This is a genomic window from Paenibacillus pabuli (assembly GCF_039831995.1).
Lineage (GTDB): Bacteria > Bacillota > Bacilli > Paenibacillales > Paenibacillaceae > Paenibacillus > Paenibacillus pabuli_C.
In genome coordinates this window covers 550,317-575,664 of sequence record NZ_JBDOIO010000004.1, presented here as the reverse complement: position 1 = coordinate 575,664, position 25,348 = coordinate 550,317, and the positions used below count along the sequence as shown (strand labels likewise).

Genomic DNA, 25,348 nt, shown 5'->3' with positions numbered 1-25,348 from the left:
ATACATTCACCTATCCATTAACAGAATGAATGGCATTTTCCAAGCGCTGTTCACTCAGTGGAGGCACCATAATGGCACTTTCCCCGATAGACATATCGCTTGTACATGGCAGCCATTTACGGCCCTCAATCAGATCGGACACAAAACCGTCCGTAATTTCAATCCCTATTATTGTATTTCCCAACTCTTGGTCAAAATAAACATCGGAGACTCGTCCAAGCAGCAAACCTTCTTCTGTCAGCACGGACATCTCTTTCAATTTAGACTGGCCAAGAAGATACGTGTGTTTTATGTCGTCGGCTCCCGTCTTGCGGACAGCCTGTTGATTACGGATCATGACGGCATCTTCGCCGTAGGCAACAATGTCTTGCCACTGCACGATTTTGACATGATTGGTAAACAGGCCTTTGTTCTCAAGTTCAATGCCTTCAATTTTCCAATCGTCACTTACAATGAAATCCTGGATTTTACCGACCTGCTTTCCGTCCTCGACATCAAAAACGGCTAGTCCGATCATTTCCTGAAGCTTCATCGCAGGGTCCTCCTCATCTTCTTATCATTAAATAGGCGCGGCGCTATTGCTAGGTATGCCCAAAGTTGATGAGTGGCAATCAGACGCCGATCATCAAAACCGCTTCTATCTAACCGATGAAATGGAACTTCTTCCCTCCTTCTGTTCCATGTGCAAAAGAGCCCCTTAGGGTCTATTACGCAATCGTTCAAGAATGGTTCCAATTTTTTCGGCGGTTTTCATGATTTCTTCCGTAGTATTACCCAATCCCCAGCTAAAACGAATCGCTGAATGCAAAAATGCCTCCGGCAGCATCATTGCTTTAAGCACATGAGATACTTCGAGAGAGCCTGACGTACATGCAGAACCGCTCGCGACCGCGATGCCTTCCATGTCCAGATTCATTAACATGGTTTCTGTAGATACCCCAGGAAAACTGATATTCAGAATGTTGGGCAGCGTATATTCGGGATGACCGTTCACGTGAAAATGTGCTTTGCCTACATGGGTTTCCAGCTGTTCCAACAAAAGCTTCCGTAATTCCAGATCATGCTGACGATTCGTCTCTGCTTGCGCTGTCGCAATTTTAAGTGCCTCTGCAAATCCGGCAATCCCTGCTATATTTTCCGTACCTGCTCGCCGCTGACGCTCTTGCAGGCCTCCATGGGATCTGGCTTCCAGCACAATGCCACGACGTACATAAAGTGCCCCTACGCCTTGGGGCCCATTAATTTTATGCGCAGAGAAACTGATCAAGTCAACCGGAAGATCTTTACAAGAGATGTTTTGAGTGCCCAGAGCCTGTACTGCATCGGTATGAAATAAAATTTGATGCTTCCGTGCCAGCTCCCCTATTTCGCGGATGGGCTGAATCGTTCCTACCTCGTTATTGGCAAACATCATCGTAATCAATACCGTATCCGGTCGAATAGCCTCCTGCAGCTCATCCAAACTTACTCTTCCATGCTCGTCTACAGGCAAATAGGTCACTTCATAACCTTGATGTTCAAGCTCCTGGCAGCTGTGAAGAACCGCATGATGTTCGATCGCCGTTGTAATCACGTGTTTCCCTTGCTCTTTTCGCGCATAAACTGCGCCAAAGATCGCCAGATTATCACTTTCCGTGCCGCCACCCGTAAATACGAGTTCATCCGGGAAGCAGCCCAAGGAAGCCGCAATACTGTCCCTTGCTCCACTAACCGTCCGCTTCGCATCCCGTCCAAAGGCATGTATGCTTGAGGCATTGCCATATTGGCCTGTCATGACTTTCATCATGGCTTCCGCCACCTGCGGATGCATGGGTGTTGATGCAGCATGGTCCAAATAAATTCTGTTCATTGAATTCACCCCGTTATATGTTGAAATTCCATTTGATTCATTTGTATAAAATTTGTATAAAATGTTGCTTTGCATGGCTAAAGCCCCCATAATGGGGGCTTTAGTGTGTGGCCGCAATGTTCAATATCAACCTTGATTAAATATAGAACATGTAGCTGTCTTTTTGTTCCTGATCCTGGAATGTAATCAGGTCTTTGAGCGTTGTGGAATCCAGTACCTCTGCAATGCTGTCACGAATGCGCAGCCATAGATCACGTTTGGCCGGGTCATCTTCTTCGGTGAAGTCCACTGGGGAGATCGGCCCCTCCAGTACACGAATCACGTCTCCTGCAGTCACTGTCGCAGGATCTCCTGCCAAAATATACCCGCCGTATGCACCACGGATACTCTTGACGAGTCCGGCATTACGCAGCGGAGCGATCAGCTGCTCCAGATAATGTTCCGAGAGCTGATTGCGCTCCGCAATACTTTTAAGGGATGTAGGGCCTTCGCCTGTTCTGGCTGCCAGCTCCATCATGATGGTTAGCCCGTAACGGCCTTTTGTCGATATTTTCAAAGGAGTCACCTCTTTCAATTTTCAGAAAAACAATTAAACTATATACTTGGCGTGAAGCAAGATCGTCTTTTTCATGATCCGCCACAGCGGGATATGAATAATACAGATCTCTTGCCCGTAATCCTCCGTATTCCGATCATAACCCTCAGCTAATGTTAACATATCTGCAAGCTTTATGGAAAACAAAGATTGACGATATTCCAAATTGTGCGCATGGAGTGGACACTATCCAAAATTGGCCGGGTGTATCGTAACTTGAGTCGGGTTATGCTAGAATAGAAACGAAACACATTTATATATAGAAATGGTGATAACGATGTCCAAAACAATTGAGAATACTCGGGTCGTCGTTGGCATGTCCGGAGGTGTCGATTCTTCCGTTACCGCATTGCTGCTGAAGGAGCAGGGATACGATGTCATCGGCATTTTCATGAAAAACTGGGATGACACGGATGAGTTCGGCCACTGTACCGCTGAAGAAGATTCAGAGGACGTTCGCCGGGTTTGTGAACAGATCGGCATTCCCTATTACACTGTCAACTTCGAGAAAGAGTACTTTGATAAAGTATTTACCTATTTCCTTGATGAATATAAGTCAGGTCGGACACCAAATCCGGATGTCATGTGCAATCGCGAGATCAAATTTGGCGAATTCCTGAACAAGGCGCTTGATTTGGGCGCAGACTACGTTGCCACAGGCCACTATGCTCGCCTTATCGAAGAAGACGGCACGTTCAAGCTGCTGCGAGGCGTGGATAGCAACAAGGACCAGACTTACTTCCTTAATGCACTCAACCAGAACCAGCTGTCCAAAGCGATGTTCCCGATTGGTCATCTTCCTAAACCGGAAGTTCGGAAAATTGCTGAAGCGGCAGGTCTGTATACGGCTAAGAAAAAAGACAGCACAGGCGTATGCTTTATCGGCGAGCGCAACTTCAAAGAGTTCTTGAGCAACTACCTTCCTGCCAAAGGCGGAGACATGGTTGATATTGTAACGGGCGAAGTAAAAGGCCGTCATGACGGACTGATGTATTACACCCTCGGTCAGCGCCAAGGTCTGGGTATTGGCGGCTCCGGCAATGGTGAACCATGGTTCGTGGCAGATAAGGATCTGGAGAAAAATCAACTGCTTGTGGTTCAAGGCGATGCACATGCAAGCCTGTACTCAACAGGTTTGACGGCTACTGGCGTTAACTGGATTGCCGGTGCTGATCAAGTGCCTAACAAACCTTTCCGCTGTACCGCCAAATTCCGTTATCGTCAGCCGGATCAAGGCGTCACGTTGACTTGGCAGGAAGACGGAAGCGTGGATGTACAGTTCGATCAACAACAAAAAGCCATTACACCCGGACAAGCCGTTGTATTCTATGATGGTGATGTTTGTCTCGGCGGCGGCACGATTGATCAGGTTCAAAAAGTACCTGTACCAGCGATGCAATAATCGGGAAAGTCTCCAATATGTATAGATGATGTGGAATACCCTGTATTCCCATCATAAAAGCCATCTTTCATGTATACCATGAAGGATGGCTTTTTTCCTGCTTTTTCCTGCAAAAACATTTAAAATCTTTGGTTATGTAAACCACACGCCTGCGAAGGAGACAGCTACACCCAGCAAAACGGAACTCGTTACATATAGAATAGCCGATGGATAACGTTTCATTGCGAGCAAATGAATCGTTTCATACCCAAATGTCGAGAACGTTGTGTATGCTCCGCAAAATCCGGTACCCCACACAACCCAGAGCCCATCGGAGATCACCTCTGATTGATGCCATCCATATAACAACCCCAGCAGCAGAGAACCACTGATATTAATGACCCATGTCCCCCATGGAATAGCTGTGCCCAGTTTTCCTGAGATCCATCGCCCCAGACTGTAACGAAGTATGGCTCCTAAAGAACCTGCAAGTCCAATCCAGATGATCATGCTACACCATCCTGGGCGGATTTACCCCGCATGAACTGCCCAACCTTGATACCCAGAGCACAGAGCAGCAGACCTGCGAGCAAACTCACCAATGTATAAATAACGGTCTTCACCCACATGCCACCCTCGGATAGACGGACGATATCCAACGTAAACGTGGAAAACGTAGTAAAAGCACCTGTAAATCCGGTCCCTATCGCCAGACGAAGTTGTGGTGTTACTTTGTCGGGGACAGCGATGGTAAAGAACCACCCCAAAAACAGGCTGCCAATTGCGTTAATCAGCAGCACGGCCCAGGGAAAGCCTACATTGGCAGCTGGTATCCCTAATTGAATGGAATATCGGGTCAGTGTACCCAGAAATCCGCCAACACCTATATACAGAAGCTCTCTCATGTTGTATACATCTCCCGGATCATCAATCTTACAGTTCTTTTCTCCGCTGTTGGTTCAGCCTGATTTTCGACTCGTTGCCTTGCTCCGTTGCTTCATAGAATACTCTTCGCGAGAGCTGCTTGGGCAGGTATTCCTGCTTCACATAGTGTCCCGGATAGTTATGGGGGTATTGATAACCTTCGTGTCCCAGCTTCACTGCACCTGAATAATGGGTGTCCCTCAAATGAAGGGGTACCTCTGCCGATTTCACCTCATCGATTGCATTCATCGCCTTCGATATGGCCGTGTATACTGCATTCGACTTCGGACTCTCTACTGCAAATAAAATCGCCTGAGCAATATTCAGCTTCGCTTCCGGCCATCCGTTGTTACGATAGGCGTCCAGTGCTCCAATAGCCTGGGTCATCGCTTGTGGATTCGCCAGACCGATATCTTCGCTACTTGCTGCAATCAGACGTCTGATAAATGTCATCGGATCCATGCCCAGCTTCTCTACGGCGTACAAAAACCAGAACAACGCAGCATCACTGGAACCACGAATGCTCTTGTGAAAAGCAGACAGCACATCATATTGCGTGGACTCATCGGCCTTTACAATTGGACGACGGATCGATTCCTCCGCAACGGCAAGCGTAATATGAATGGAACCATCCTTCTCGGGCGGCGTGGTCAGTGCAGCAAGTTCCAGAGCATTCAGAGCACGCCGAATGTCTCCATTAGCCATTGTGGCAATATGATCCAAGGCTTCGTCATCTGCCTGCAGTTCCATGAATCCAAGCCCTTTATCGGAATCAGCCAGTGCTCGGCGCATGGCGACAAGCGAATGTGCCTTGTTCAGCGACTCAAGCTGAAAGAGGGTTGAGCGGCTCATCAAGGCTCCATTCACGTAATGAAAAGGATTCTCTGTCGTAGCACCGATAAATATGATGGTGCCCTTCTCCACTGCTGGCAGCAATGCGTCTTGACGGGAACTATTGAAGCGGTGTACCTCATCAAGGAACAATATGGTTTTGGTTCCGTACAATTGCTTGTTCGTCTGTGCCTGTTCGATGACTTCACGTACGTCCTTCACCGAAGCGTCCACTGCATTCAGACGAACAAACTCTCCCTGTGTATGCTGGGAGATGATGTGAGCAAGCGTAGTCTTCCCGCAGCCGGGAGGACCGTATAATAAGATGGATGAAATCTGGTCTGCTTCAATGGCGCGCCGCAGCAGCTTACCCGGTCCAACAATATGTTCTTGTCCAATATATTCATCAAGACGCTCTGGTCGCATGCGGTCTGCAAGCAGTCTTGCCTGGGGCTTGGAGTCCTGTTGAAACGAAAATAAATCCATTGCTCATCACTTCCTTAACGGATTACCTATCCTAGGTTGAAACTAAACGCCTGAATAATCTCTATTCTCTATCATATCATAATCCTGCGGCAGCATAGCCATAAATGCACCAAGCGCACTGCTGACGAACGCATCCTTGCGAGTAATAAAACGAGTCATCATCCGGCTCATCCCAGTGGGAAGTGAATGTTTGCCAAGCATGCCGCTTTCAATCTGCTGGCGAATAACAATCTCCGGTAACAATGAAATCCCCATCCCCGATGCCACGCCACTGATAATGGCTTCCAGCGTACCAAATTCCATAATTACCGGACGATTTACCCCATAGGATAGCAACCACTCCTCTAGCGTCTGTCGATAGGAACACCCCATGCTGTAGACAAGGATCGGTTTACGAGTCAGCTCATCTGCTGGCATTACGCCCGATGAAACCACAAACAATTCTTCATCAAATACATCAACAGATGCGATCTCGGGATGATCGCAGGAGCAACCAATAAACGCCCCTTCCAATTCATACCCGATAACTTGATCTATGAGCATTTGCGAATTGCCGGTAGCCAGTGACAAAGATACGTCAGGATATTGTCTATAATATCCTGCAAAAAGTTCAGGCAACCGCACCGCAGCAGCGGTCTGCGTAGAGCCTATTCGTAGTGGACCTGATGGCGTGTTCGTCGCCCGAAGCGCCTTGGAAGCATCATTCAGCAAACCAATAATTTTATCCGCGTAAGCCAGCAGCATCTCTCCGGCTGGAGATAACGTCATTCCCCGGTTGTGACGAATGAACAGCGTTGTACCCACTTCTGCTTCCAGATGTCTGATCCGGGCCGTTACGTTGGATTGCACATACCCCAGCTTCGAAGCGGCTTTCGTCAAGTTTCCTTCCTGTGCAACACATTGAAATATTCGAAGATCTCCGCTCTCCATCGAGTCCTCCACTCTGACATCATTCAAAATGATGTCCAGTTCACTAACAATCATTATACTTCATGTGCAAACAAGACTACAATTCATGTAGATTCCAAACCAGTCAACCAAATGGATGAGGATAAGGAGTGTTCAACATGACATACTGGAAAAACAGAGTAGCCTTAATCACAGGCGGCGGAACAGGCATAGGCCGTGCGGTAAGTCTGCTGCTGGCTCACAAGGGAGCATTGGTCGCCGTCAACTATTCCTGCTCGCAGGCTGCAGCCGAGGAGACGGTTCAACAGATTTTGGATGAAGGAGGGCAAGCATTCGCCGTTCAAGCCAATGTTGCCGATGATACGGACGTCAGGCAGATGGTCGCTACCGTAACCGAAACATATGGCCCCCTAACTGCCCTTGTGAATAATGCCGGAATCACTCATCATATTCCCCTGCACGATCTGGAATCCGTAACGGATGACATCTGGAATGAATTGTATGATGTGAATGTGAAAGGCATGTTTCATTGTGCTCGTGCAGTGTCGGAGGGAATGCGGCAGGCAGGCGGTGGCTCCATTGTGAATCTGGGCAGTATTGCGGGCAGCACAGGTTCCGGATCTTCCCTCCCTTACGCGGTCTCCAAAGCGGCAGTTCACGGCCTGACCTTATCTCTTGCTCACGCACTCTCACCGCTCATTAGGGTAAATGCCATCGTCCCTGGCGCTGTTGCAACACGGTGGTGGGCCGGAAACGAGGAGCGAATGAATCGTCTCGGCGGCTCGTTGTTATTGCAGAGAATTTCCTCGCCTGAAGATATCGCACATATGATATGCGCTGCGCTTGAACAGCCATCCATGACCGGACAGCTTATTACCGTAGATGGCGGACAGACGTTATGAGCCCCAGTAATGAAAAAGACAGCCGCACGATGAAACCCGTGAAATATACGATGTGGATCTTGCTAACGACATTAATCATGGGTACTTCTTTTCCGGTTGGCAAAATCGGCATGGTATATGCTCCCCCTTTCCTGCTCATGGGTATACGTTACGTACTGGCAGGTGGCTTGATGGCCTGGTTTCTGCGGAAACGCCTTTTACCTGCCGGATGGCAAGCCTGGTTGAAAATCATTTGGATTGGCCTGTTCCAATCTGCTGGAGTGATGGGATGCGCTTACTACAGCATGAACTGGATTACATCCGGTGAGTCAGCCATACTTACCTTTACCAATCCGCTGCTGGTCATTATGATCAGTGCTTTATTGTATCGGTTAACGTATCGCTTCAGCCAATGGATTGGTGTTATCCTCGGTCTTGTGGGCATCCTGTTAACCTTTGGTTGGCATATGAGTTTTAGCCCCGGTACCTGGATCGGATTCGGCGGTGCAGTCTCCTTTGCGGCATCCACTTTGCTCATTAAACGCTGGGGTGAACGTTACGATACCTTTGTGCTTACCGCTTACCAGATGCTAGCTGGAGGTGCTGTGTTGCTCCTGCTAAGCGCATGGACTGAACAGCCTCATTTTATCGTGAACGTAACTTCGGTCGCGGTGCTGCTCTGGTTGACGCTTGCTTGCTCCATTATCCAGTTCTCACTCTGGTTTTATTTACTGCAGCATAGTGATCCCGCCCAAACCAGTTCCTATCTGTTTCTGGCACCGTTCTTTGGTGTATTGTCGAGCTGGATTTTGCTGGGGGAACAGGTTCAATGGTTCGTTGGTGCAGGCGGCATACTCATTGGTATCGGTATTTTTCTGGTCAACCGTCGTTCAACTGCACTGAACAGGAAAAACCATTCATCCGAGCTCCACAGGTATTCTTCGTCAGCAAATTGAGATTTTTCATACAAAAGCAGAAAAAGGCATGCGCTATGGAATTTGCCCATGAACGTCATGCCTTTTATCTCATTTATATTACCAAGCTTTGCCATGTTTAATCGGTATCACTGTCCGGCCAACCCTGAATGGTTACCGGTTCGCCATCCGAATGATGTGCTGCAGCCGCATAAGACGGCAGTTCACCGTCATGGAACAGCCACAACTCGTGCAATGCCCTTGTACAGCCCACGTACAGCAGCTTGGCATCACCCGCATTAGACAGATAATGCTGCTCATCCGCATCTGCCACAATAACCGCATCAAACTCTAGTCCCTTGGACAGATAGACAGGTAAAACCGAATGTCCACCCGTGTACTGCTTTTTGCCGCCATCGATCAAATTTAGGTCCCAGCCCGCATCCAGAAGTTCACGATGAAGTTCCACTGCTTCATGTAGGGTACGCGTCAAAATGGATACTGTGCGGTAGTCTTTCACCGTTAACAGCTTCAAAGCCCGTTCAAGACTCTTCATTCTCCCTTCACCCTCATAGGCTAATGTTCGAACCGGATCCCCGCTCCGGAAAACAGGAATCGCCGTAATCCCGCTTTTGACGCCACGTTCCAGAATCGTATTGGCATAATCAATAATTTCCATGGTGGAACGATAGCTCCGGGTCAAGGCAAAGTAAGCATTCTGCTCGTCGGGAAACAGGGTACTCATCTCTTCCCACGCATGAACGCCGCGATACTCATGAATGCCTTGGGACAAGTCACCCAAGATGGTGAAGGAATGTCCCTTGACGAACAGATCCAGCAGAGCGACGTGAAATGGCGAGAAATCCTGCGCTTCATCAATTACGACATGATCAAATCGTTCCGACCCTTCAATATCATGAATAAGCGTGTGAATATACACGAGCGCAGGCAGATCCTCTTCACGAATGACATCCTGCTTCAGATCTGCTGTCGTCTGCTTCATCACATCTTTGGGAATAAGACTGCTTAGTGAAGCAGGCACTGAGCCGCCCTTAGCGGCCTTGAACAGCTGTTTGTACAGTGTGAGCGCTTCATATTGAGGCCACTTTTTGGCATATGCTTTTTCACGCGTCGCTGCTTTCTTTTTACGTTCTTTGCGCACGCTTTCGGGACAAGGCTTTTTGAGCTCCATTTCAATCCAGCGGTGGATCCGCGCCATGACGCGCTCTTTCCGTTTAGCCAGAGGGTAGTGCTTATATTCTTCGCTAAACCAGCTTTCAATCTCTGCCTTGCTAAGCACCGCACCGTCCCAGGGACTGAAGTCCAGATCGGGTACAGCTTCCTCCTCCATGCCTGACAGCCAATCCCGAATGAGTTCCATGAAGCGTATCGAACCCTTATAGCGCCCAGGTACATCATCGTTCAATTCGGGACGTGCTTCCGGCGTTTCAAACCAGGTGTTTAGTGTCTCCGACGTATCTGCCAGAGGCATATCCAATCCAAGCAGATTCATCGCCCAATCCGGGAATGTGCGCTGCTGAATATCTCCAACGCCAAGTTCTGGGAGTACATCCGAGATGTAATCGAGGAACATGTGGTTGGGTGCGAAGATAACCATCTTCTCCGCAGATACCTGCTCTTTGTACTGATACAGCAAAAAGGCAAGCCGGTGCAGGGCAACGGTTGTTTTCCCCGAACCAGCCACACCCTGGATGATCAATGCCGTGTTCCTTGCCGCACGAATGATCTGATCCTGTTCTGCCTGAATGGTGGATACGATATCACGAAGCTTGTTATCCTTGTTCTCTCCCAGCCGATAGACGAGAAACTCATCCGATACGGCCGGCTGGTCGCTATCCCGGTTGTATGTATCCGCAACACGCTCCAATATCCGCTGCCGGATAACCACGTTGCGTTTCAGATAGACCAGGCCTTCAATCAAACCTTCTGGTGCTTCGTAAGTTGCGGAGGCTTCCCCTCCTGTAAATGAGTAAAACAGGCTCGCGACAGGAGCGCGCCAATCGATGACGAGTGGATGCTCTCCCACCTCTTCGCGGTCTACGCCGACTTTGCCAATGTACAGCGGCTTCCGTTCCCCGCTGCCCTGTTCTTCGAAATCCAAGCGTCCGAAATAGGGTTGCTGCGCGCTCTTGGACAAGGCGGTGCGGCGCTCTTCGCGTCCGGCTTCCAGCACTTGTTCGGTGAAATCGTGGCCGGTATACACTGGAATACCCTGCAGCCGTTCCAGCTGACGATCCACTTCCTCCATCGTTCGCTCTAACCTGTACTCTTCTTCTTGATAGGCACTTTGAAAGCTGTCTGACATGTTTCAGTTACCTCCTAAGAATATGTTTTTTTGCATAGCCAATCTGACTGACGACACAAAAGGATACCCACTATATCATATTGAATTGCAAAAAGCTACAGCTAACAGAATGAAAAGATCAAAGGAAACCGCTGTTCTCCTCCCTTTAAGACGATTGAACAGCGGTTAACATTTCCATCAATTAATATTCCTCGGGCTCAGTCTTTCCATCTTGTGCAACAAACTGCTTCTGAGCCAGTTCACGATATACCGGATGTGTGCTGATCAGCTCTGCATGTGTGCCCGTCCCAGTGACATGGCCCTGCTCCAATACAACAATCTGATCCGAATCCACGACTGTGGACAAACGGTGCGCAATAACAACAGTTGTCCGCCCTTCCATCAGATTCGAAAGGGCTTGTTGCACTTCATGTTCCGAAGTGCTGTCCAAACTGGATGTTGCCTCATCAAGCATTAGTATATCCGGGCTGCGCAGCAGTGCCCTGGCGATGGCAATGCGCTGACGCTGACCACCAGAGAGCTTGATTCCGCGTTCCCCCACCTCGGTCTCGTAACCCTGAGGCAAGTTATCAATAAATGCGGACGAATACGCCATGTCTGCAGCATGCCGGATCTCGTCCATACTTGCCTCGCGTCCAAGTCCATAGGTAATGTTGTCCTTGATGGTACCTGCCATTAGCGGACTCTCCTGGGAAACATATCCGATCTTGCTGCGCCAGGAAGCAAGCGAATAATCCGTTATGTCTTGTCCACCGTATGTTATGTTACCCGTACCCGGAAGGTAAAACTGCTCGAGCAGCGAGAAAAGCGTTGATTTGCCACTGCCGCTCGGACCGACGATCGCCGTCACTTGACGTGCCGGCACGGTCAGATTAATGCCATGCAGCACTTCTTCTCCTGTAATATAAGAGAAATGCAGTTTGTTGAATGCAATCGTCTCGTTGCCCTTTGGGGCTGACTTCGTACGGTGTTGTGGTTCTTCTTCATGTGCGAGAATAGCCTGAATGCGTTCGGTTGCACCAACAACCTTCTGCAAACGCGAATACAGCGTCGTGAACTGCCCCATTGGCATAATAACTTGGAACAGCAGCAGGATAAAGGCCACCAGTTCGCCGGGAGATAACATCCCCGATGCAACCCGCATACCGCCAACGCCCAGAATAACAACCAATACAGCAGTCATGACAAAGGTAAACAGAGGGCCGATCAGCGCCAGGATTCTTGCTTCCTGCAAGCCAAATGCGAACATTTTGCCAATGCGGGAATGTCCCGCTTCCGCCTCCTGTTTTTCGGTGCCATACGCTTTTACCAATCGGATCTCACTAATAACCTGGCTCAGCACGGAAGTGAGGCCGGCCATCTCATCCTGCTGCTTTTTGGAGATTTTGTACATTTTACGTCCAACCGGCAGCAGAATCAGCAGCGTTAGCGGTACAAGGCTCAGGATGATGAGCGACATGACCCAATCGAGATAGAAAAGCAAAGCCACCCCGCCCACGACCGCAACGATATTGGATACAAAGGAGACCAGATAGTCGGCAATCAGTGTCATGATCTGGCTTGTATCATTAGTGATGCGGCTCATCGTATCTCCTGTACGATTACGATCAAAATATGGCATTGGCAGGGATAATACTTTGTTCCACAGCTTCGTTCGCAGCGTTGCTACCACGCGTTGTCCTGCATAATTCAACATATAGATGCTGATGCCTGAAGCAATCGCCTGAATGACAAAAGCGCCAAGCAGGAGAAAAATGACGGATTTATTGAGTGCAGACATCGTTAGTCCATCAATGAGGCCCTTGGTCATCAGTGGAACAATTAACCCGGCCGTAGTCTGAATGAGGGTCAGAATCAATGCGACGATCAAAATGAGTTTGGGAGGTTCTGTGGAAGCAATCAGCTTCACGAAATCTTTGAATCCTTTTTTCCCCAGCTTCGGTTCAACCCGGTCCGTCTGTTCCTTCTCTTCCATTCCCCGTTCCTCCCGTTCTCCACATGTTCACCAGAGATCATACGTATGACTTGTCCGTACGTCCCAACTTGTTACAATACGCCATGCAGTACAAAGTTGGCCAGAAACAGAATGGCTATGCCATACATGACCACAGGTACCTGTTTCCCTTGACCTGCGGCCAGCTTCGCCAGTGGATAGGCAATGAATCCAAACGCCATGCCGTCCACAATGCTATACGTAAAGGGAATCATGACCATAATCAGAAATGCCGGGAATGCCTCTGTAAAGTCACCAAAATCCATATCCTTCACACCTTGTACCATCAAACCGCCAATGATGATCAAAATGGGTGCTATTGCACTGTCTGGAATATACCCAAGCAGCGGGATAAAGAAAAAAGTCGCGCCGAACAGCACGGCTGTAACGAGTGGAGTCAAGCCCGAGCGTCCGCCTGCAGCAATCCCGGCCGTAGTCTCTGCCGCGGCTACAGGAGGACTGCTCCCGAATATGCCTGCCAATACCGTGCTGATCGACAGGGCGCGCAGGCTGCCTTTGAATCGCTGCGGGCGATCAATCATTTGCGTCTGAGCCGTTATCAATCCGATATTTTCGAATACCACAATAAGCAGCAGCAAAAACACGGCAATCCAGAACGCGACATCAGCCAGCTTCATTAGAGATAACTCGCCAAACAAGCCGCCGTATTGACGCAGCGCTTCCATAGCGGACACCGGTTCACCCGGGTGCACTGCACCAAGCACATAGGCAAGTCCAGTCCCGATAAGAATACTGATGAGAAGACCGCCCTGAATATTACGTATGAATAGAATCACGGCAAGCACCAGTGTTACGCAGGCCGTAATGACATTGGGATCATTGAAATGCCCGATTGCGACAAACGTGGTCTGATGAGCAATAACGATTCCGCTTTTCTGCAAACCAATAAAGGTCAAAAACAGGCCAATTCCCACCGTAATCCCATGCTGCAGGTTCTTCGGTATGGCTTCGCTGATCAATTTATATAGTGACGTAAACGCAACAATTGCAAACAGTATACCTGTAACGGCCACAACAGCCAGTGCTTCCTGCCAGCTCAGCTTCATGGAATGTACGAGTGTGTACGTAAAAAATGCATTAATCCCCATTCCGGGTACAACCACAATAGGTGACTTTCCGCCGAATGCCATCAGTAAGCAACCCGCAATAGACGTCAGCAGTGTGCCTACCATCGCTGCCTGCAAAGGCATGCCGGCATCTGCCAGTATTGTAGCATTGACCATCACGATATAAACGACAGCAAAATAGGAGATGGCTCCCGCCACAATCTCTTTTTTCCACTGGTCCCCCGGCTCCACACCGAGACGTCTGGTCATCCAACCTTGTTTCATCCGTTCTGTTCCCCTCTCTCTATGTACACTGACATTTCTCTATATATTTATCATCATTTCGCGCAGCACCACATATCATACACGGTTTTGAGATTGAAGTACATCACGCGATGACTATAAAAAAGCGCAGGCGCCTTGTAGGCACCTACGCTTTTCGCTCAACAGGTTACTGTTGTTTTTTCGCTGCATTTTCAATCAATTCCTTGACTGCCACACTGACCATAATCAGTCCGGCTACCGGAGGAACAAACGCGTTGCTCGCTGGTGGCTGTTTCGCCTTGCGAATTTCCGGTGCGTTCTCAGGAACGATCTTTTGAGTAACATCTTCACGCGGCTTTAATGGCTCCTCCGTAGAGAAAACCACTTTGACCCCTTTTTTGATGCCTTCTTTGCGCAGTTTTGTGCGAACCACACGGGCAATCGGGTCCATGGACGTTTTGGAAATATCCGCAACCTGGAATTTCGTCGGGTCCATTTTATTCGCCGCACCCATGCTGGAAATCACGGGAATCTTACGTTTAAGGCATTCCTTGATGAGATGGATTTTGTAGATGATCGTGTCGGATGCATCCAAGACATAATTCAGTTCATATTTAAACAGTTCCTCATACGTTTCTTCCGTGTAAAACATGTTCAAGGCGATGGCTTCAATCTCGGGGTTAATCAGCTTAACCCGTTCCACCATCAGATCCGCTTTTTTCTGACCAACGGTCGTGGTCAAAGCGTGAATCTGGCGGTTAACGTTGGTGATGTCCACCACATCCTTATCGATCAGGATGATGCGTCCAACCCCGCTGCGAGCAAGGGCTTCAACGGCCATACCGCCCACGCCGCCGATACCAAGCACGGCAACTGTACTATTTTTCAAGGCATCCAGACCTTCAGGTCCGATCGCCAGTTCTGTTCTCGAAAATTGATGGAGCATTGAGAATCGATGCCTCCTTTATTTCTTTTCCGCCACCGGTTTACGGGCTACACGGATGTGAAGCTGTTCCAATTGGGACCCGTCTACTTCGGAAGGTGCATTCATAAGCAGATCGGTTGCACTTGCCGTTTTCGGGAAGGCAATCGTTTCACGCAGGTTTGTACGGCCTGCCAGCAGCATCACCAGACGGTCGAGACCGAAAGCGATTCCGCCGTGTGGTGGCGTTCCGTATTCGAATGCTTCAAGCAGGTATCCGAATTTCTCGTTGGCTACTTCTGGAGAGAGTCCCAGGGCAGCAAACATTTTTTCCTGAACGTCACGTTTGTAGATACGCATTGAACCGCCCCCTACTTCATAACCATTCAGAACAAGGTCATAGGCTTGAGCGCGAATGGCACCTGGATCTGTATCGAACAGATGCACATCTTCGTCTTTTGGACGAGTGAACGGATGGTGTTCAGCCACATAACGTTTCGCATCTTCATCATATCCGAGCAATGGGAAGTCCACAACCCAGGCAAATTTGAATTTGCTGTCATCGATCAGACCAAGTTGACGGCCGATTTTCAGACGCAGTGCACCCAGAACGTCTGCAACCACTTTTTTGTTGTCTGCAGAGAAGAGCAGCAAGTCGCCTTCTTCAGCGCCAGTGCGTTCTTTAACGGCTTCAATCTCTTCCGGTGTAAAGAATTTCACGATTGGCCCTTTGAATTCTCCGTCTTTCACTTGAATCCACGCCAAACCTTTGGCACCGTAACGTGCTGCGAATGGTCCGAGATCATCGATCTCTTTGCGGCTCCATGTGCCACAGCCTTTGGCATTTAGCACTTTCACTTCTCCACCTTTTTCGATGACAGAAGCAAATACCTTCACACCACTGTTCGCTACGATATCGTTCATTTCCACCAATTCCATGCCAAAGCGCAGATCCGGTTTGTCAGAACCGTATTTACCCATCGCATCTGCATACGTAATCCGTTGAAACGGCAGTTCAAGCTCAATGCCTTTTGTTTCACGAAGCAATTTGGCCATCAGTTCTTCCATCATCGGCAGCAGGTCATCCTGTTGCAGGAAGGAAGTCTCGATGTCGACTTGTGTGAACTCAGGTTGACGGTCTGCACGCAGATCCTCATCGCGGAAACAGCGGGCGATTTGATAATAGCGCTCAAGTCCGCCGACCATCAGCAATTGTTTGTAGATTTGCGGGGACTGCGGCAGGGCGAAGAATTCACCTTCATGCACACGGCTTGGTACGAGATAGTCACGTGCACCTTCCGGGGAGCTCTTCGTCAGGATTGGTGTTTCCACTTCAACGAACTCTTCTCCATCCAGGAAGTCACGGAATACTTTGGACGCTTTGGAACGCAGTTTCAGTGTTTCGAACATTTCCGGACGACGCAGATCCAGATAACGATATTTCAAGCGAAGAGACTCATCGACTTCTACACCATCTTCAATGAAGAATGGCGGCGTTTTTGCCGCGTTCAGCACTTCGATTTCCGTAATCTGAACTTCAATTTCACCTGTAGGCAGGTTTTTGTTCACAGTCTCTTCATCACGTTTAACCACTTTACCCGATACGGCGATAACATACTCACTGCGTACTCGGTCAGCAATTTGCAGAGCTTCCCCGGAGTATGCCGGGTTAAATACCACTTGTACAATGCCGCTGCGGTCACGCAGATCGATAAACAGTACGCCCCCCAGGTCACGGCGGGTTTGTACCCAGCCGTTCAATGTTACGGTTTCGCCGATGTGTGCGGTCGTTAATGCGCCGCAATGATGACTTCTTTTCATAACCAAACTCCTCATTATGTGAATTTCCGTTCTGTGCAAGTAGGCCAAGACCTTTACTTTTAACAGCGCGGTTGCGTGAAGACGATGTATTGAAAGGCATGGTACTTACGGGAGCTGTAACCTTCTTGGACAAAATCCAGATAGAATGGCTCCAGGCCCAGTAGGATGCCGAATCATTAGAATTAAACTTAACTTACTAGGTACGAGCTTATTTGGCTCCCTGAATAGTTGCAATCAGCTCTTCCAGTTTCACGGTTTGCTGTTCTCCTGTATCCATCGCCTTGAGTGCAATTTCCCCACGTTCCAGTTCATCGTCGCCAAGAATGGCCGTGTAACGGGCTTTGTAACGATCGGCTGATTTCATTTGAGCTTTCATCTTGCGTCCTAGATAGTCACGTTCACCCGAGAGACCAGACTGACGAAGCTTGAACAACAGACGGTTTACTTCTCGATCTGCTGCTTCTCCAAGAGCAACAAAGTATACATCAAGCGGAGTGAGGGCACTTACATCAATATTTTGGTGTTCCAGAATCAGTTGAATGCGTTCCAGCCCGATCCCAAAACCGATGCCCGGTTGATCCGGCCCACCAATGTCCCCAACGAGGCCGTTATATCTGCCGCCGCCACCAACGGTGTCAATCGCACCAATCCCCTGAGCTTTCAATTCAAATGCGGTCATCGTGTAATAATCCAGTCCGCGCACGAGACGTGTGTTCACTTCATAATCCACGCCGAAATCATTCAGGAAACCTTGAACTTTGGCAAAGTGGTTCGTTGCTTCCTCGTCCAGGCTATCCAGAATGGAAGGCGCACCGACAAATTTGTCCTGATCTACCTTACAATCGAGGACGCGAAGCGGATTACGTTCCATACGATTTTGGCAATCCTTGCACAAGGTGTCCTTCATCGGTCTCAGGAAGCCCAGCAGCTCTTCACGATAGGCAGCACGGCTTGCCGCATTACCCACCGAGTTCACTTCAACTTTGACATCCTTCAATCCCAGCTCAACACAGAACTGATAACCAAGTGCGATAACCTCTGCATCAATCGCCGGATCTACTGCTCCGAATGCCTCTACCCCGAACTGGTGGAACTGACGCTGGCGTCCTGCTTGCGGACGCTCATAACGAAACATGGGACCTACATAATAAAGTTTCGTAACGTCTGGCTCCCCATAAAGCTTATTCTCTACAAAAGCACGAACAACACCAGCGGTTCCTTCTGGACGAAGCGTCATGCTGCGATCACCCTTGTCCTTGAACGTGTACATTTCTTTCTCAACGATGTCGGTTGTTTCCCCTACCCCTCGCTCAAACAGTGAAGTCTGCTCGAAAATGGGTGTACGGATCTCCCGATAATTAAACCGGCGGCACAGATCTTTAATTTTCTCTTCGACAAACTGCCACTTTTCCACGACTCCAGGCAGCAAATCCTGCGTTCCCGTTGGTTTCTGAAAAGCCATCTTTCATCCCTCCAGCATTATTTTCTCTATATAACAAAAAAACCCCTCGCCCTGTCGCTGCATACAGCAAACAAAGGGACGAGAGATTGTGTTTATACATTCACCCGTGGTACCACCCACATTCCGGAACTCCTGACACTTTCGCCGTTCAGGTGACCATCTGATCATAAAGGACTGACTTGCTGCAATCCGATCAAACCATCGTTCCGCTCTACGTGTAACGCACGTCCTGCGCAGGCCGGCTAATGACAATCAGAATCATGTCTGATGTGTTCGCCGTCTGTTCTCGGGGAAGTCATTCGTCCGCTCATCAAGAGAATCCTTACAGCCAGGGGATTCCTCTCTGTTCATGTGGGCACGGAGTACTTGGTCCCGTCATCAAATCAGTAATATAATTCAAGAAAACGACTGATATTGACTATAGTCAACATATTATTTTCTGATTGTAATGAACCGCAGTACTAAAGTCAAGGGCTAACATCAAAAGACAACAAAAAAAAACCTGCACACGGTGTGCAGGCTCAAAGGATATATAAAAAAAGGGGGTCATGCTTGTTATTATAAACGCCCTATGTTAAAGCCTTATGTAACTAATATTACAGTAATATTACAAAAATGATAGCGCTTTATTTACGCAAAATATAATTAGAGTTATTAAGAAGAGCCCTGGCGAATCGCACTGAACTAATAGTCAGGCGCCGCAAGGGCTCTTCACGATCTACACGTTAATTCAATTCTTCCACATAGGCGTTGTTGGACCGAAGCTTATGAATAATTTCATCATAATCCTCGTCCTGGACTTTGGCAGACAAAACATAATGCAGATCATCATAATCATCCGAGGATACGTCAGCCGCACCGAGTAGGTCGCCGTCCCTATTCACATTGTCGCGTGAATCCCGATCAGCATTACGATCCACATTACTAACCACTGGAACTACGTTCTCGCTTGCCGGAACCCCAGGTGCAGTTCCCACACCCATAGTTCCATTTGTACCTGCGCCACCTGCCGTGTTATAAGGCACCAGCGGTAGCAAGATTCGTTTATCTCTGCCAACCGCACTGTCCAGCTGTCCTACCTCCAAATGCTCGGTCCGAAACGTCTGAAGTGAAGTTCTAGCACCCTCCGCCTCATCTTCGGTTCGAAAATATGCCTGAATATGCTTTGCCATGTCAAACCCTCCTTTATCGGAATACATTGCATCTTTTATTGTGCAGATCTAACTTAATTACCCGTGACAGATTAGATGACTTTCAGCAGTTCACGAACAAATGCAGGCTCATCGGCTGGTGTTCTTGATGTAATGTAATTTCCATCCACTACCGCCTCATGATCCTTAAATTCAGCACCCGCATTGACCATATCATCCTTAAGTGGAGGATAGGACGTAATGGTTCGCCCTTTGAGTAAGTCAGCGCTGGCCAGAATTTGCGGGCCATGGCAGATGGCCGCGATTGGTTTCTTCGCACTGTTAATCTCCGTTACAAATTTCAGAATATTCGCATCCGTACGCAGGTTTTCAGGAGAAGATCCCCCTGGAATAACCACAGCGTCATAATCTGAAGCTGACACTTCTGAAATCGCCTTGTCTGAAGTATAGGAGGCCTTACCGCCTTTACCTTTAAGCGTTTCTCCTGCCTTCAAACCGATGATTTCCACATCATGCCCGGCTTTTTTTACCTCATCATATGGAACCTGCATTTCCGAATCTTCAAAATCGTTCGCCAATAAAAAAGCAACTTTACTCATAACGTACGTTCTCCTTTCCGTGTTCGAAAAATCTTTTCGTATTCGGGTTTTGCAGAACTTTGTAATCTACAAATTCAGTAAATCCGTTTACAAACCCTGAACCTCGGCACAATCATGCGCCTCGTGTTGTTATTACCCTAACCAGACCTGTTTATAACAGCTTAAGCAATCAATATTTAGAGTTTGGAACTCTCCAGCACAAAATGATGGAAGCATGAAAAACCCCGATTCATCCATCGAATCGAGGCTTTCTAGGCCTGTTGCTATACAGGTAAGCTTCAACATATATATGACTGCATGCTTACAGCTTTTCTTTCAACATACTAGGCACGCGGAAGATGACTCTGTTCTCCCTTGTCCGAATCTTGGGTAGACCAAATCGTAGCCATGCATTCAGAAGCTGCACGAGCCAATTTTAGCGACTCATACAGATTCCCTGGAATAAGCAGTGGTTCCATGCGGGAACGTGTTATCTTGGCAGATTGACGCATAGTGAGAGATACTCCTTTGATCAGCTTATCTAGTGCTTGAACTATCCCTCATTATGGCCTGATCTCGGATGAATTATGCACGTGCTTCCTGACGGACAGGGCTCTCCAGCATTAAGGTCACAGGACCCCAGTTGGTGAAGGACACATCCATCATCGCTCCGAATCTCCCTGTTTCCACCTGAATGCCTTTGTCCCTCAACAGTTGATTAAAGGTCTCATATAATACCTCAGCAGCTTCAGGCCGGGCGGCAGCTGCAAAACTCGGCCGTTTCCCTTTGCGGCAGTCGCCGTATAAAGTGAATTGAGAGACTGAAAGGACAGCGCCACCTACGTCCACAAGGCTAAGGTTCATCTTTTCCTGATCATCCTCAAAAATTCGAAGTCCTGCCACCTTGTCTGCGAGGTACACTGCATCCTTCTCCGTGTCCTCATGGGTAATACCCACGAGCAGCATTACCCCGGATTCAATCCGTCCCGTTATTTCGTCTCCAACGGTAACCTGAGCCTCTTTGCAACGTTGTACAAGAACTCTCATCTTACAGGCTCCTTACTGCATAATCCGATGCACTGAATAGACATCCTTCACCCGTTTGATCCGTTCGACAACAGAATGCAGATGCTCTGTATTGCGGATCAGGATCGTAACGTGCACCAATGCTAATTTATTTTTGTCTGTCCGTCCGGTGACGGCAGATATATTTGTTTTACTTTCGGACACTGCCTGAAGCACCTCATTAAGCAATCCGTTGCGATCATGTCCGGTAATCTCGATATCGACACTGTAATTGGCCTCGATATTTTCTTCCCATTCCACCTCTATCACGCGTGCTGCTTCTTCTCCATCCCCGCTTGACGGAATGTTTGGACAGTCACTCCGGTGCACGGAAACACCGCGTCCGCGCGTAACATAACCGATAATGTCATCACCTGGAACAGGGTTACAACAGCGCGCGAAACGAACGAGCAAGTTATCGATGCCTTTGACGCGGATGCCGTTGGTTGGACGATTCTTACGTTCAGGTGCAGGTTTCAGCTCCCGCATTTCGGAATTCAGTTCGAGCAAGCTCGACTCTTCCTGTTCCTTACGCAATTTCTCCGTTGCTTTGGTTATGATCTGCGCAGCTGTAATCCCACCGAATCCAACCGCTGCAAGCATGTCATCAATATCGTTAAAAGCATATTTTTTGCATGCTTCCATCAATTTGTCATCCGTCATCCACGCAGAAGGATCAAGCCCCATACGTTTCAACTCACGCTCACAGCTTTCGCGGCCTTTTTCAACGTTTTCTTCGCGGCGTTCCTTCTTGAACCATTGCTTGATCTTAGCCCTCGCATGAGATGATTTCGCAATTTTGAGCCAATCCTGACTTGGACCATATGAATGTTTGGATGTCAGAATCTCAATGATATCCCCAGTCTTCAGATGGTAATCAAGCGGAACGATGCGACCGTTTACTTTGGCACCAATTGTACGGTTGCCCACTTCGGTATGAATTCTGTACGCAAAATCCAGCGGCACGGAACCTGTAGGCAGCTCAATGACTTCACCTTTTGGCGTAAATACAAATACCAAATCAGAGAAGAAATCCATCTTAAGGGATTCGACAAATTCAGATGCATCCTGCGCTTCATTTTGAAGCTCAAGAATTTCCCGGAAAAACGTGATTTTATCTTCAAAATTATTTCCGGTTGCCGCACCTTCCTTATAGGCCCAGTGGGCCGCAATCCCGAATTCGGCAGTACGGTGCATATCCCATGTCCGAATCTGAACTTCAGTCGGCTCTCCATTCGGTCCAACCACCGTTGTATGGAGCGATTGGTACATGTTAGCCTTCGGCATGGCAATGTAATCCTTGAAACGCCCGGGCATTGGTTTCCATAATGTGTGTATAATGCCGAGGGTAGCATAACAATCCTTGATATTATCCACAATAATACGAATCGCAAGCAAATCGTAGATTTCGTTGAACTGCTTGTTCTTCGTTGTCATTTTTTTGAACACACTGTAAATATGTTTCGGACGACCAGACAGATCTGCCTGAATCCCCATTTCATCAAGCTTGGTCGTGATCCCGTCCATGACCGTATCGATATACTGCTCACGTTCTGCACGCTTCTTGTGCATCAGATTCGCAATTCGGTAGTATTGCTGCGGATTCAAATAACGGAGAGCGATGTCCTCCATTTCCCATTTGATCGCAGAGATACCCAAACGGTTGGCAATGGGACAGAAAATCTCCAGCGTCTCATAAGAAATCCTGCGCTGGCTTTCTTCCGACTGAAATTTGAGTGTCCGCATATTGTGCAGACGGTCAGCCAATTTGATAACGATGACACGGATGTCCTGCGCCATGGCGATGAACATTTTACGATAGTTTTCGTTCTGCTGCTCTTCCTTGGAGCGGAACTGAATACGTTCCAGCTTCGTCAAGCCGTCAACAAGCATGGCACACGTATTGCCGAAGTGATTGCGGATTTCTTCAAGCGATACCGTAGTATCTTCTACAACATCATGAAGAAGCGCTGCAATAATGGAGATGGTGTCCATCTGCATGTTCACAACAATGTCGGCAACCGCAAGCGGATGCAGAATATACGGTTCTCCCGATTTACGCGTCTGTCCATGGTGGGCCTGATCAGCAAATTCGTAAGCTTCACGTATGCGCACCAGATCGGGTTCTTTGATATAAGCTCCGGCCTTCTCGAGTAATTGCTCTATGCCCATTCTGATCTGTTCCGTGTCCTTTCTATACAAAATGGAACCCGTGACAAATGCATCAACACAGGTTCCCCGTAAAAGTAATTTCCTATAATTATGACGCTTCGCCCGTTTCCCGTCAACTGCTGACGAATAAGAGCATATATCCAATTTTTTAAAAGAATTTATGACTGGCCCATCCATGTCTCAATAATCCGCTTAAACGGATCGAACCGTTCCATTATCTTAAATATTATGGCCATTTATTACCGAAATAGAATCAACATCTGCTAAAAAACGTACATTCGAAGCCGAATCGCAAAAAATGTTATTGCTTAATTAAGAGAAACTCTGTAATCTATTGAAGATTTGTGTTTCGGAAAAGGAGATGAATATTCATTGCAACGCGAAATTCAGGTTAATCAGAAGATGCCACTAGGATCTGGCTCCCTGCTCAGTCTGCAGCATTTGTTTGCCATGTTTGGCAGCACGGTGCTTGTACCCAACCTGTTCGGGGTTGATCCAAGCATGATCCTGTTGATGAACGGTATCGGAACATTGCTTTACATATTAATGTGCAAAGGCAAAATACCAGCATACCTGGGTTCCAGTTTTGCATTTATCGCGCCCGTAACAGTTGTTATTGAATCACATCCGGGTAACGGCTACTCCATGGCCCTCGGAGCATTTATTGTAACAGGCATCGTATTCTGTCTTGTCGCTCTTATCATTAAATATGCCGGGACAGGCTGGATTAATGTTGTGTTCCCTCCGGCAGTCATGGGAGCCATCGTAGCCTTGATCGGTTTGGAACTCGTGCCTGTTGCAGCGGGCATGGCTGGACTGATCAACTCTGACCCTGTGAACAACCCCAACTGGGTTCCTCAGGCCAAGCCCATTATTTTATCCATGGTTACTCTGGGCATCACTGTAATCGGAGCCGTAACATTCCGCGGATTCCCTAAAATCATTCACATACTGATCGGGATTGTATCTGGATATGTACTTGGGTACTTTATGAAAGCAGTCGAAACGGATAAGATCACAAGTGCCGATTTCATTTCAATGCCAACGGTCACAACGCCGACGTTTGACTGGTCCGTTATCTTCACCATTCTGCCTGTAGCGCTGGTCGTTATCGTCGAGCACATCGGACACTTGCTCGTAACGAGCAGCATTGTAGGCAAGGATCTGTCCAAGGACCCTGGTCTTCATCGTTCCCTTCTCGGAAACGGAGTTTCCACTATTTTGTCCGGCTTTGTTGGATCCACACCAAATACAACCTATGGCGAAAATATCGGTGTTATGGCACTTACTAGAGTCTATTCCACCTACGTGATCGGTGGCGCAGCCATCATTGCGATCGTACTCTCGTTCTCAGGGACATTCTCGGCGCTTGTTGCCAACATTCCGGTACCTGTTATGGGTGGTGTATCCTTGCTACTGTTCGGGGTTATTGCCGCATCCGGTTTGCGTATCCTGGTCGAGCAAAAAGTAGACTTTGCCAAACCAACGAACCTCTTGCTGACAACGCTTGTACTTGTGATCGGACTGAGCGGAACTGAGGTATCCATCTACGGAGTACAATTGAAAGGGATGGCACTGGCTACCATTGTCGGTATCCTGCTGAGCCTGTTGTTCAAACTGTTCGAAGTACTCGGATGGTCCAATGATCAATCAGAGAAACAACCTCTGACAGAGAAAACGCCGGACTGATGTCCTTACCGGATACTCAGGCGCATTCCGGGTTACATGCAAACATATATACCAAAAAGCCTGCTTTC

At 48.2% G+C, this 25,348-nt stretch carries 22 protein-coding genes; 4 read left to right on the top strand and 18 right to left on the bottom strand.

Translation table 11 applies throughout. The features are described from left to right. Positions 1-10: 10 nt before the first annotated feature. The 3 genes from ABGV42_RS22210 to cymR all read right to left on the bottom strand — a co-directional run bounded on the left by ABGV42_RS22210 (position 11) and on the right by cymR (position 2,405). The gene (locus tag ABGV42_RS22210) at positions 11-532 is read right to left on the bottom strand and encodes a PRC-barrel domain-containing protein (protein WP_095289518.1); all 522 of its coding nucleotides are present in this window, start codon (positions 530-532) and stop codon (positions 11-13) included. A gap of 165 nt (positions 533-697) precedes the next feature. Continuing rightward, positions 698-1,849, bottom strand: coding sequence for a cysteine desulfurase family protein (locus ABGV42_RS22205; protein ID WP_347383711.1), 1,152 nt, complete (start codon positions 1,847-1,849; stop codon positions 698-700). Between the two features lie 136 nt (positions 1,850-1,985). Then, entirely contained in the window at positions 1,986-2,405 is a 420-nt protein-coding gene (gene cymR, locus ABGV42_RS22200) for a cysteine metabolism transcriptional regulator CymR (RefSeq protein WP_076287765.1), read from the bottom strand. Between the two features lie 316 nt (positions 2,406-2,721). On the opposite strand from cymR, the gene mnmA reads away from it, so the two are divergent. After that, positions 2,722-3,846 (top strand): tRNA 2-thiouridine(34) synthase MnmA, encoded by a 1,125-nt coding sequence (gene mnmA, locus ABGV42_RS22195; RefSeq protein ID WP_347383710.1) that lies wholly within the window; start codon positions 2,722-2,724, stop codon positions 3,844-3,846. Positions 3,847-3,978: 132 nt separating this feature from the next. On the opposite strand, the gene crcB (ABGV42_RS22190) is transcribed toward mnmA, so the two are convergent. The 4 genes from crcB (ABGV42_RS22190) to ABGV42_RS22175 are packed head-to-tail and all read right to left on the bottom strand — an operon-like array spanning position 3,979 to position 6,996. Continuing rightward, positions 3,979-4,335 (bottom strand): fluoride efflux transporter CrcB, encoded by a 357-nt coding sequence (crcB, locus tag ABGV42_RS22190; protein ID WP_347383709.1) that lies wholly within the window; start codon positions 4,333-4,335, stop codon positions 3,979-3,981. Beyond that, complete coding sequence (gene crcB / locus ABGV42_RS22185; protein WP_347383708.1) at positions 4,332-4,730, bottom strand: fluoride efflux transporter CrcB; 399 nt, start codon at positions 4,728-4,730, stop codon at positions 4,332-4,334. The genes crcB (ABGV42_RS22190) and crcB (ABGV42_RS22185) overlap by 4 nt, the downstream gene beginning before the upstream one ends. Before the next feature lie 28 nt (positions 4,731-4,758). Then, entirely contained in the window at positions 4,759-6,066 is a 1,308-nt protein-coding gene (locus tag ABGV42_RS22180; protein ID WP_347383707.1) for a replication-associated recombination protein A, read from the bottom strand. 42 nt (positions 6,067-6,108) lie between these two features. Next, positions 6,109-6,996: a LysR family transcriptional regulator gene (locus tag ABGV42_RS22175; RefSeq protein WP_347384459.1), complete on the bottom strand. Its 888-nt coding sequence runs from the start codon at positions 6,994-6,996 to the stop codon at positions 6,109-6,111. A 137-nt stretch (positions 6,997-7,133) separates the two neighbouring features. Here ABGV42_RS22175 and ABGV42_RS22170 point away from each other — a divergent pair, with 137 nt between their 5' ends. Next, entirely contained in the window at positions 7,134-7,877 is a 744-nt protein-coding gene (locus ABGV42_RS22170) for an SDR family NAD(P)-dependent oxidoreductase (RefSeq protein ID WP_347383706.1), read from the top strand. Further along, the gene (locus ABGV42_RS22165) at positions 7,874-8,812 is read left to right on the top strand and encodes a DMT family transporter (protein WP_347383705.1); all 939 of its coding nucleotides are present in this window, start codon (positions 7,874-7,876) and stop codon (positions 8,810-8,812) included. The genes ABGV42_RS22170 and ABGV42_RS22165 overlap by 4 nt, the downstream gene beginning before the upstream one ends. Before the next feature lie 97 nt (positions 8,813-8,909). On the opposite strand, the gene ABGV42_RS22160 is transcribed toward ABGV42_RS22165, so the two are convergent. The 11 genes from ABGV42_RS22160 to ABGV42_RS22110 form a co-directional block, all read right to left on the bottom strand. Beyond that, positions 8,910-11,096, bottom strand: a complete 2,187-nt coding sequence (locus tag ABGV42_RS22160) for a HelD family protein (RefSeq protein WP_347383704.1) — start codon at positions 11,094-11,096, stop codon at positions 8,910-8,912. A 181-nt stretch (positions 11,097-11,277) separates the two neighbouring features. Continuing rightward, positions 11,278-13,071, bottom strand: coding sequence for an ABC transporter ATP-binding protein (locus ABGV42_RS22155; RefSeq protein WP_347383703.1), 1,794 nt, complete (start codon positions 13,069-13,071; stop codon positions 11,278-11,280). Between the two features lie 71 nt (positions 13,072-13,142). Continuing rightward, entirely contained in the window at positions 13,143-14,441 is a 1,299-nt protein-coding gene (locus tag ABGV42_RS22150) for an NCS2 family permease (RefSeq protein ID WP_347383702.1), read from the bottom strand. 166 nt (positions 14,442-14,607) lie between these two features. After that, positions 14,608-15,366, bottom strand: coding sequence for a tRNA threonylcarbamoyladenosine dehydratase (locus tag ABGV42_RS22145; protein ID WP_347383701.1), 759 nt, complete (start codon positions 15,364-15,366; stop codon positions 14,608-14,610). A gap of 18 nt (positions 15,367-15,384) precedes the next feature. Next, complete coding sequence (gene aspS, locus ABGV42_RS22140) at positions 15,385-17,163, bottom strand: aspartate--tRNA ligase (RefSeq protein WP_347383700.1); 1,779 nt, start codon at positions 17,161-17,163, stop codon at positions 15,385-15,387. A gap of 208 nt (positions 17,164-17,371) precedes the next feature. Beyond that, positions 17,372-18,625 (bottom strand): histidine--tRNA ligase, encoded by a 1,254-nt coding sequence (gene hisS, locus ABGV42_RS22135; protein WP_347383699.1) that lies wholly within the window; start codon positions 18,623-18,625, stop codon positions 17,372-17,374. Between the two features lie 725 nt (positions 18,626-19,350). Then, a complete protein-coding gene (locus tag ABGV42_RS22130; RefSeq protein WP_347383698.1) occupies positions 19,351-19,797 on the bottom strand; it encodes a hypothetical protein in 447 nt (148 codons plus the stop codon). Between the two features lie 71 nt (positions 19,798-19,868). Further along, complete coding sequence (locus ABGV42_RS22125) at positions 19,869-20,375, bottom strand: type 1 glutamine amidotransferase domain-containing protein (RefSeq protein ID WP_175397172.1); 507 nt, start codon at positions 20,373-20,375, stop codon at positions 19,869-19,871. 323 nt (positions 20,376-20,698) lie between these two features. Then, a complete protein-coding gene (locus ABGV42_RS22120; RefSeq protein WP_347383697.1) occupies positions 20,699-20,866 on the bottom strand; it encodes a hypothetical protein in 168 nt (55 codons plus the stop codon). A gap of 73 nt (positions 20,867-20,939) precedes the next feature. Then, a complete protein-coding gene (dtd, locus tag ABGV42_RS22115) occupies positions 20,940-21,401 on the bottom strand; it encodes a D-aminoacyl-tRNA deacylase (RefSeq protein ID WP_347383696.1) in 462 nt (153 codons plus the stop codon). Positions 21,402-21,413: 12 nt separating this feature from the next. Continuing rightward, positions 21,414-23,591, bottom strand: coding sequence for a RelA/SpoT family protein (locus ABGV42_RS22110; protein WP_347384458.1), 2,178 nt, complete (start codon positions 23,589-23,591; stop codon positions 21,414-21,416). A 372-nt stretch (positions 23,592-23,963) separates the two neighbouring features. Between ABGV42_RS22110 and uraA the strand changes: the two genes are divergently transcribed. Continuing rightward, positions 23,964-25,280: a uracil permease gene (uraA, locus tag ABGV42_RS22105; protein ID WP_347383695.1), complete on the top strand. Its 1,317-nt coding sequence runs from the start codon at positions 23,964-23,966 to the stop codon at positions 25,278-25,280. The last annotated feature ends 68 nt before the right edge of the window (positions 25,281-25,348 follow it).

Bases quoted from the DNA above. Each gene is read 5' to 3' on its own strand.
- ABGV42_RS22210 (WP_095289518.1), bottom strand. From the start codon at position 532: ATGAAGCTTCAGGAAATGATCGGACTAGCCGTTTTTGATGTCGAGGAC.
- ABGV42_RS22205 (WP_347383711.1), bottom strand. From the start codon at position 1,849: ATGAACAGAATTTATTTGGACCATGCTGCATCAACACCCATGCATCCG.
- mnmA (WP_347383710.1), top strand. From the start codon at position 2,722: ATGTCCAAAACAATTGAGAATACTCGGGTCGTCGTTGGCATGTCCGGA.
- crcB (WP_347383709.1), bottom strand. From the start codon at position 4,335: ATGATCATCTGGATTGGACTTGCAGGTTCTTTAGGAGCCATACTTCGT.
- crcB (WP_347383708.1), bottom strand. From the start codon at position 4,730: ATGAGAGAGCTTCTGTATATAGGTGTTGGCGGATTTCTGGGTACACTG.
- ABGV42_RS22180 (WP_347383707.1), bottom strand. From the start codon at position 6,066: ATGGATTTATTTTCGTTTCAACAGGACTCCAAGCCCCAGGCAAGACTG.
- ABGV42_RS22175 (WP_347384459.1), bottom strand. From the start codon at position 6,996: ATGGAGAGCGGAGATCTTCGAATATTTCAATGTGTTGCACAGGAAGGA.
- ABGV42_RS22170 (WP_347383706.1), top strand. From the start codon at position 7,134: ATGACATACTGGAAAAACAGAGTAGCCTTAATCACAGGCGGCGGAACA.
- ABGV42_RS22165 (WP_347383705.1), top strand. From the start codon at position 7,874: ATGAGCCCCAGTAATGAAAAAGACAGCCGCACGATGAAACCCGTGAAA.
- ABGV42_RS22160 (WP_347383704.1), bottom strand. From the start codon at position 11,096: ATGTCAGACAGCTTTCAAAGTGCCTATCAAGAAGAAGAGTACAGGTTA.
- ABGV42_RS22155 (WP_347383703.1), bottom strand. From the start codon at position 13,071: ATGGAAGAGAAGGAACAGACGGACCGGGTTGAACCGAAGCTGGGGAAA.
- ABGV42_RS22150 (WP_347383702.1), bottom strand. From the start codon at position 14,441: ATGAAACAAGGTTGGATGACCAGACGTCTCGGTGTGGAGCCGGGGGAC.
- ABGV42_RS22145 (WP_347383701.1), bottom strand. From the start codon at position 15,366: ATGCTCCATCAATTTTCGAGAACAGAACTGGCGATCGGACCTGAAGGT.
- aspS (WP_347383700.1), bottom strand. From the start codon at position 17,163: ATGAAAAGAAGTCATCATTGCGGCGCATTAACGACCGCACACATCGGC.
- hisS (WP_347383699.1), bottom strand. From the start codon at position 18,625: ATGGCTTTTCAGAAACCAACGGGAACGCAGGATTTGCTGCCTGGAGTC.
- ABGV42_RS22130 (WP_347383698.1), bottom strand. From the start codon at position 19,797: ATGGCAAAGCATATTCAGGCATATTTTCGAACCGAAGATGAGGCGGAG.
- ABGV42_RS22125 (WP_175397172.1), bottom strand. From the start codon at position 20,375: ATGAGTAAAGTTGCTTTTTTATTGGCGAACGATTTTGAAGATTCGGAA.
- ABGV42_RS22120 (WP_347383697.1), bottom strand. From the start codon at position 20,866: ATGCGTCAATCTGCCAAGATAACACGTTCCCGCATGGAACCACTGCTT.
- dtd (WP_347383696.1), bottom strand. From the start codon at position 21,401: ATGAGAGTTCTTGTACAACGTTGCAAAGAGGCTCAGGTTACCGTTGGA.
- ABGV42_RS22110 (WP_347384458.1), bottom strand. From the start codon at position 23,591: ATGGGCATAGAGCAATTACTCGAGAAGGCCGGAGCTTATATCAAAGAA.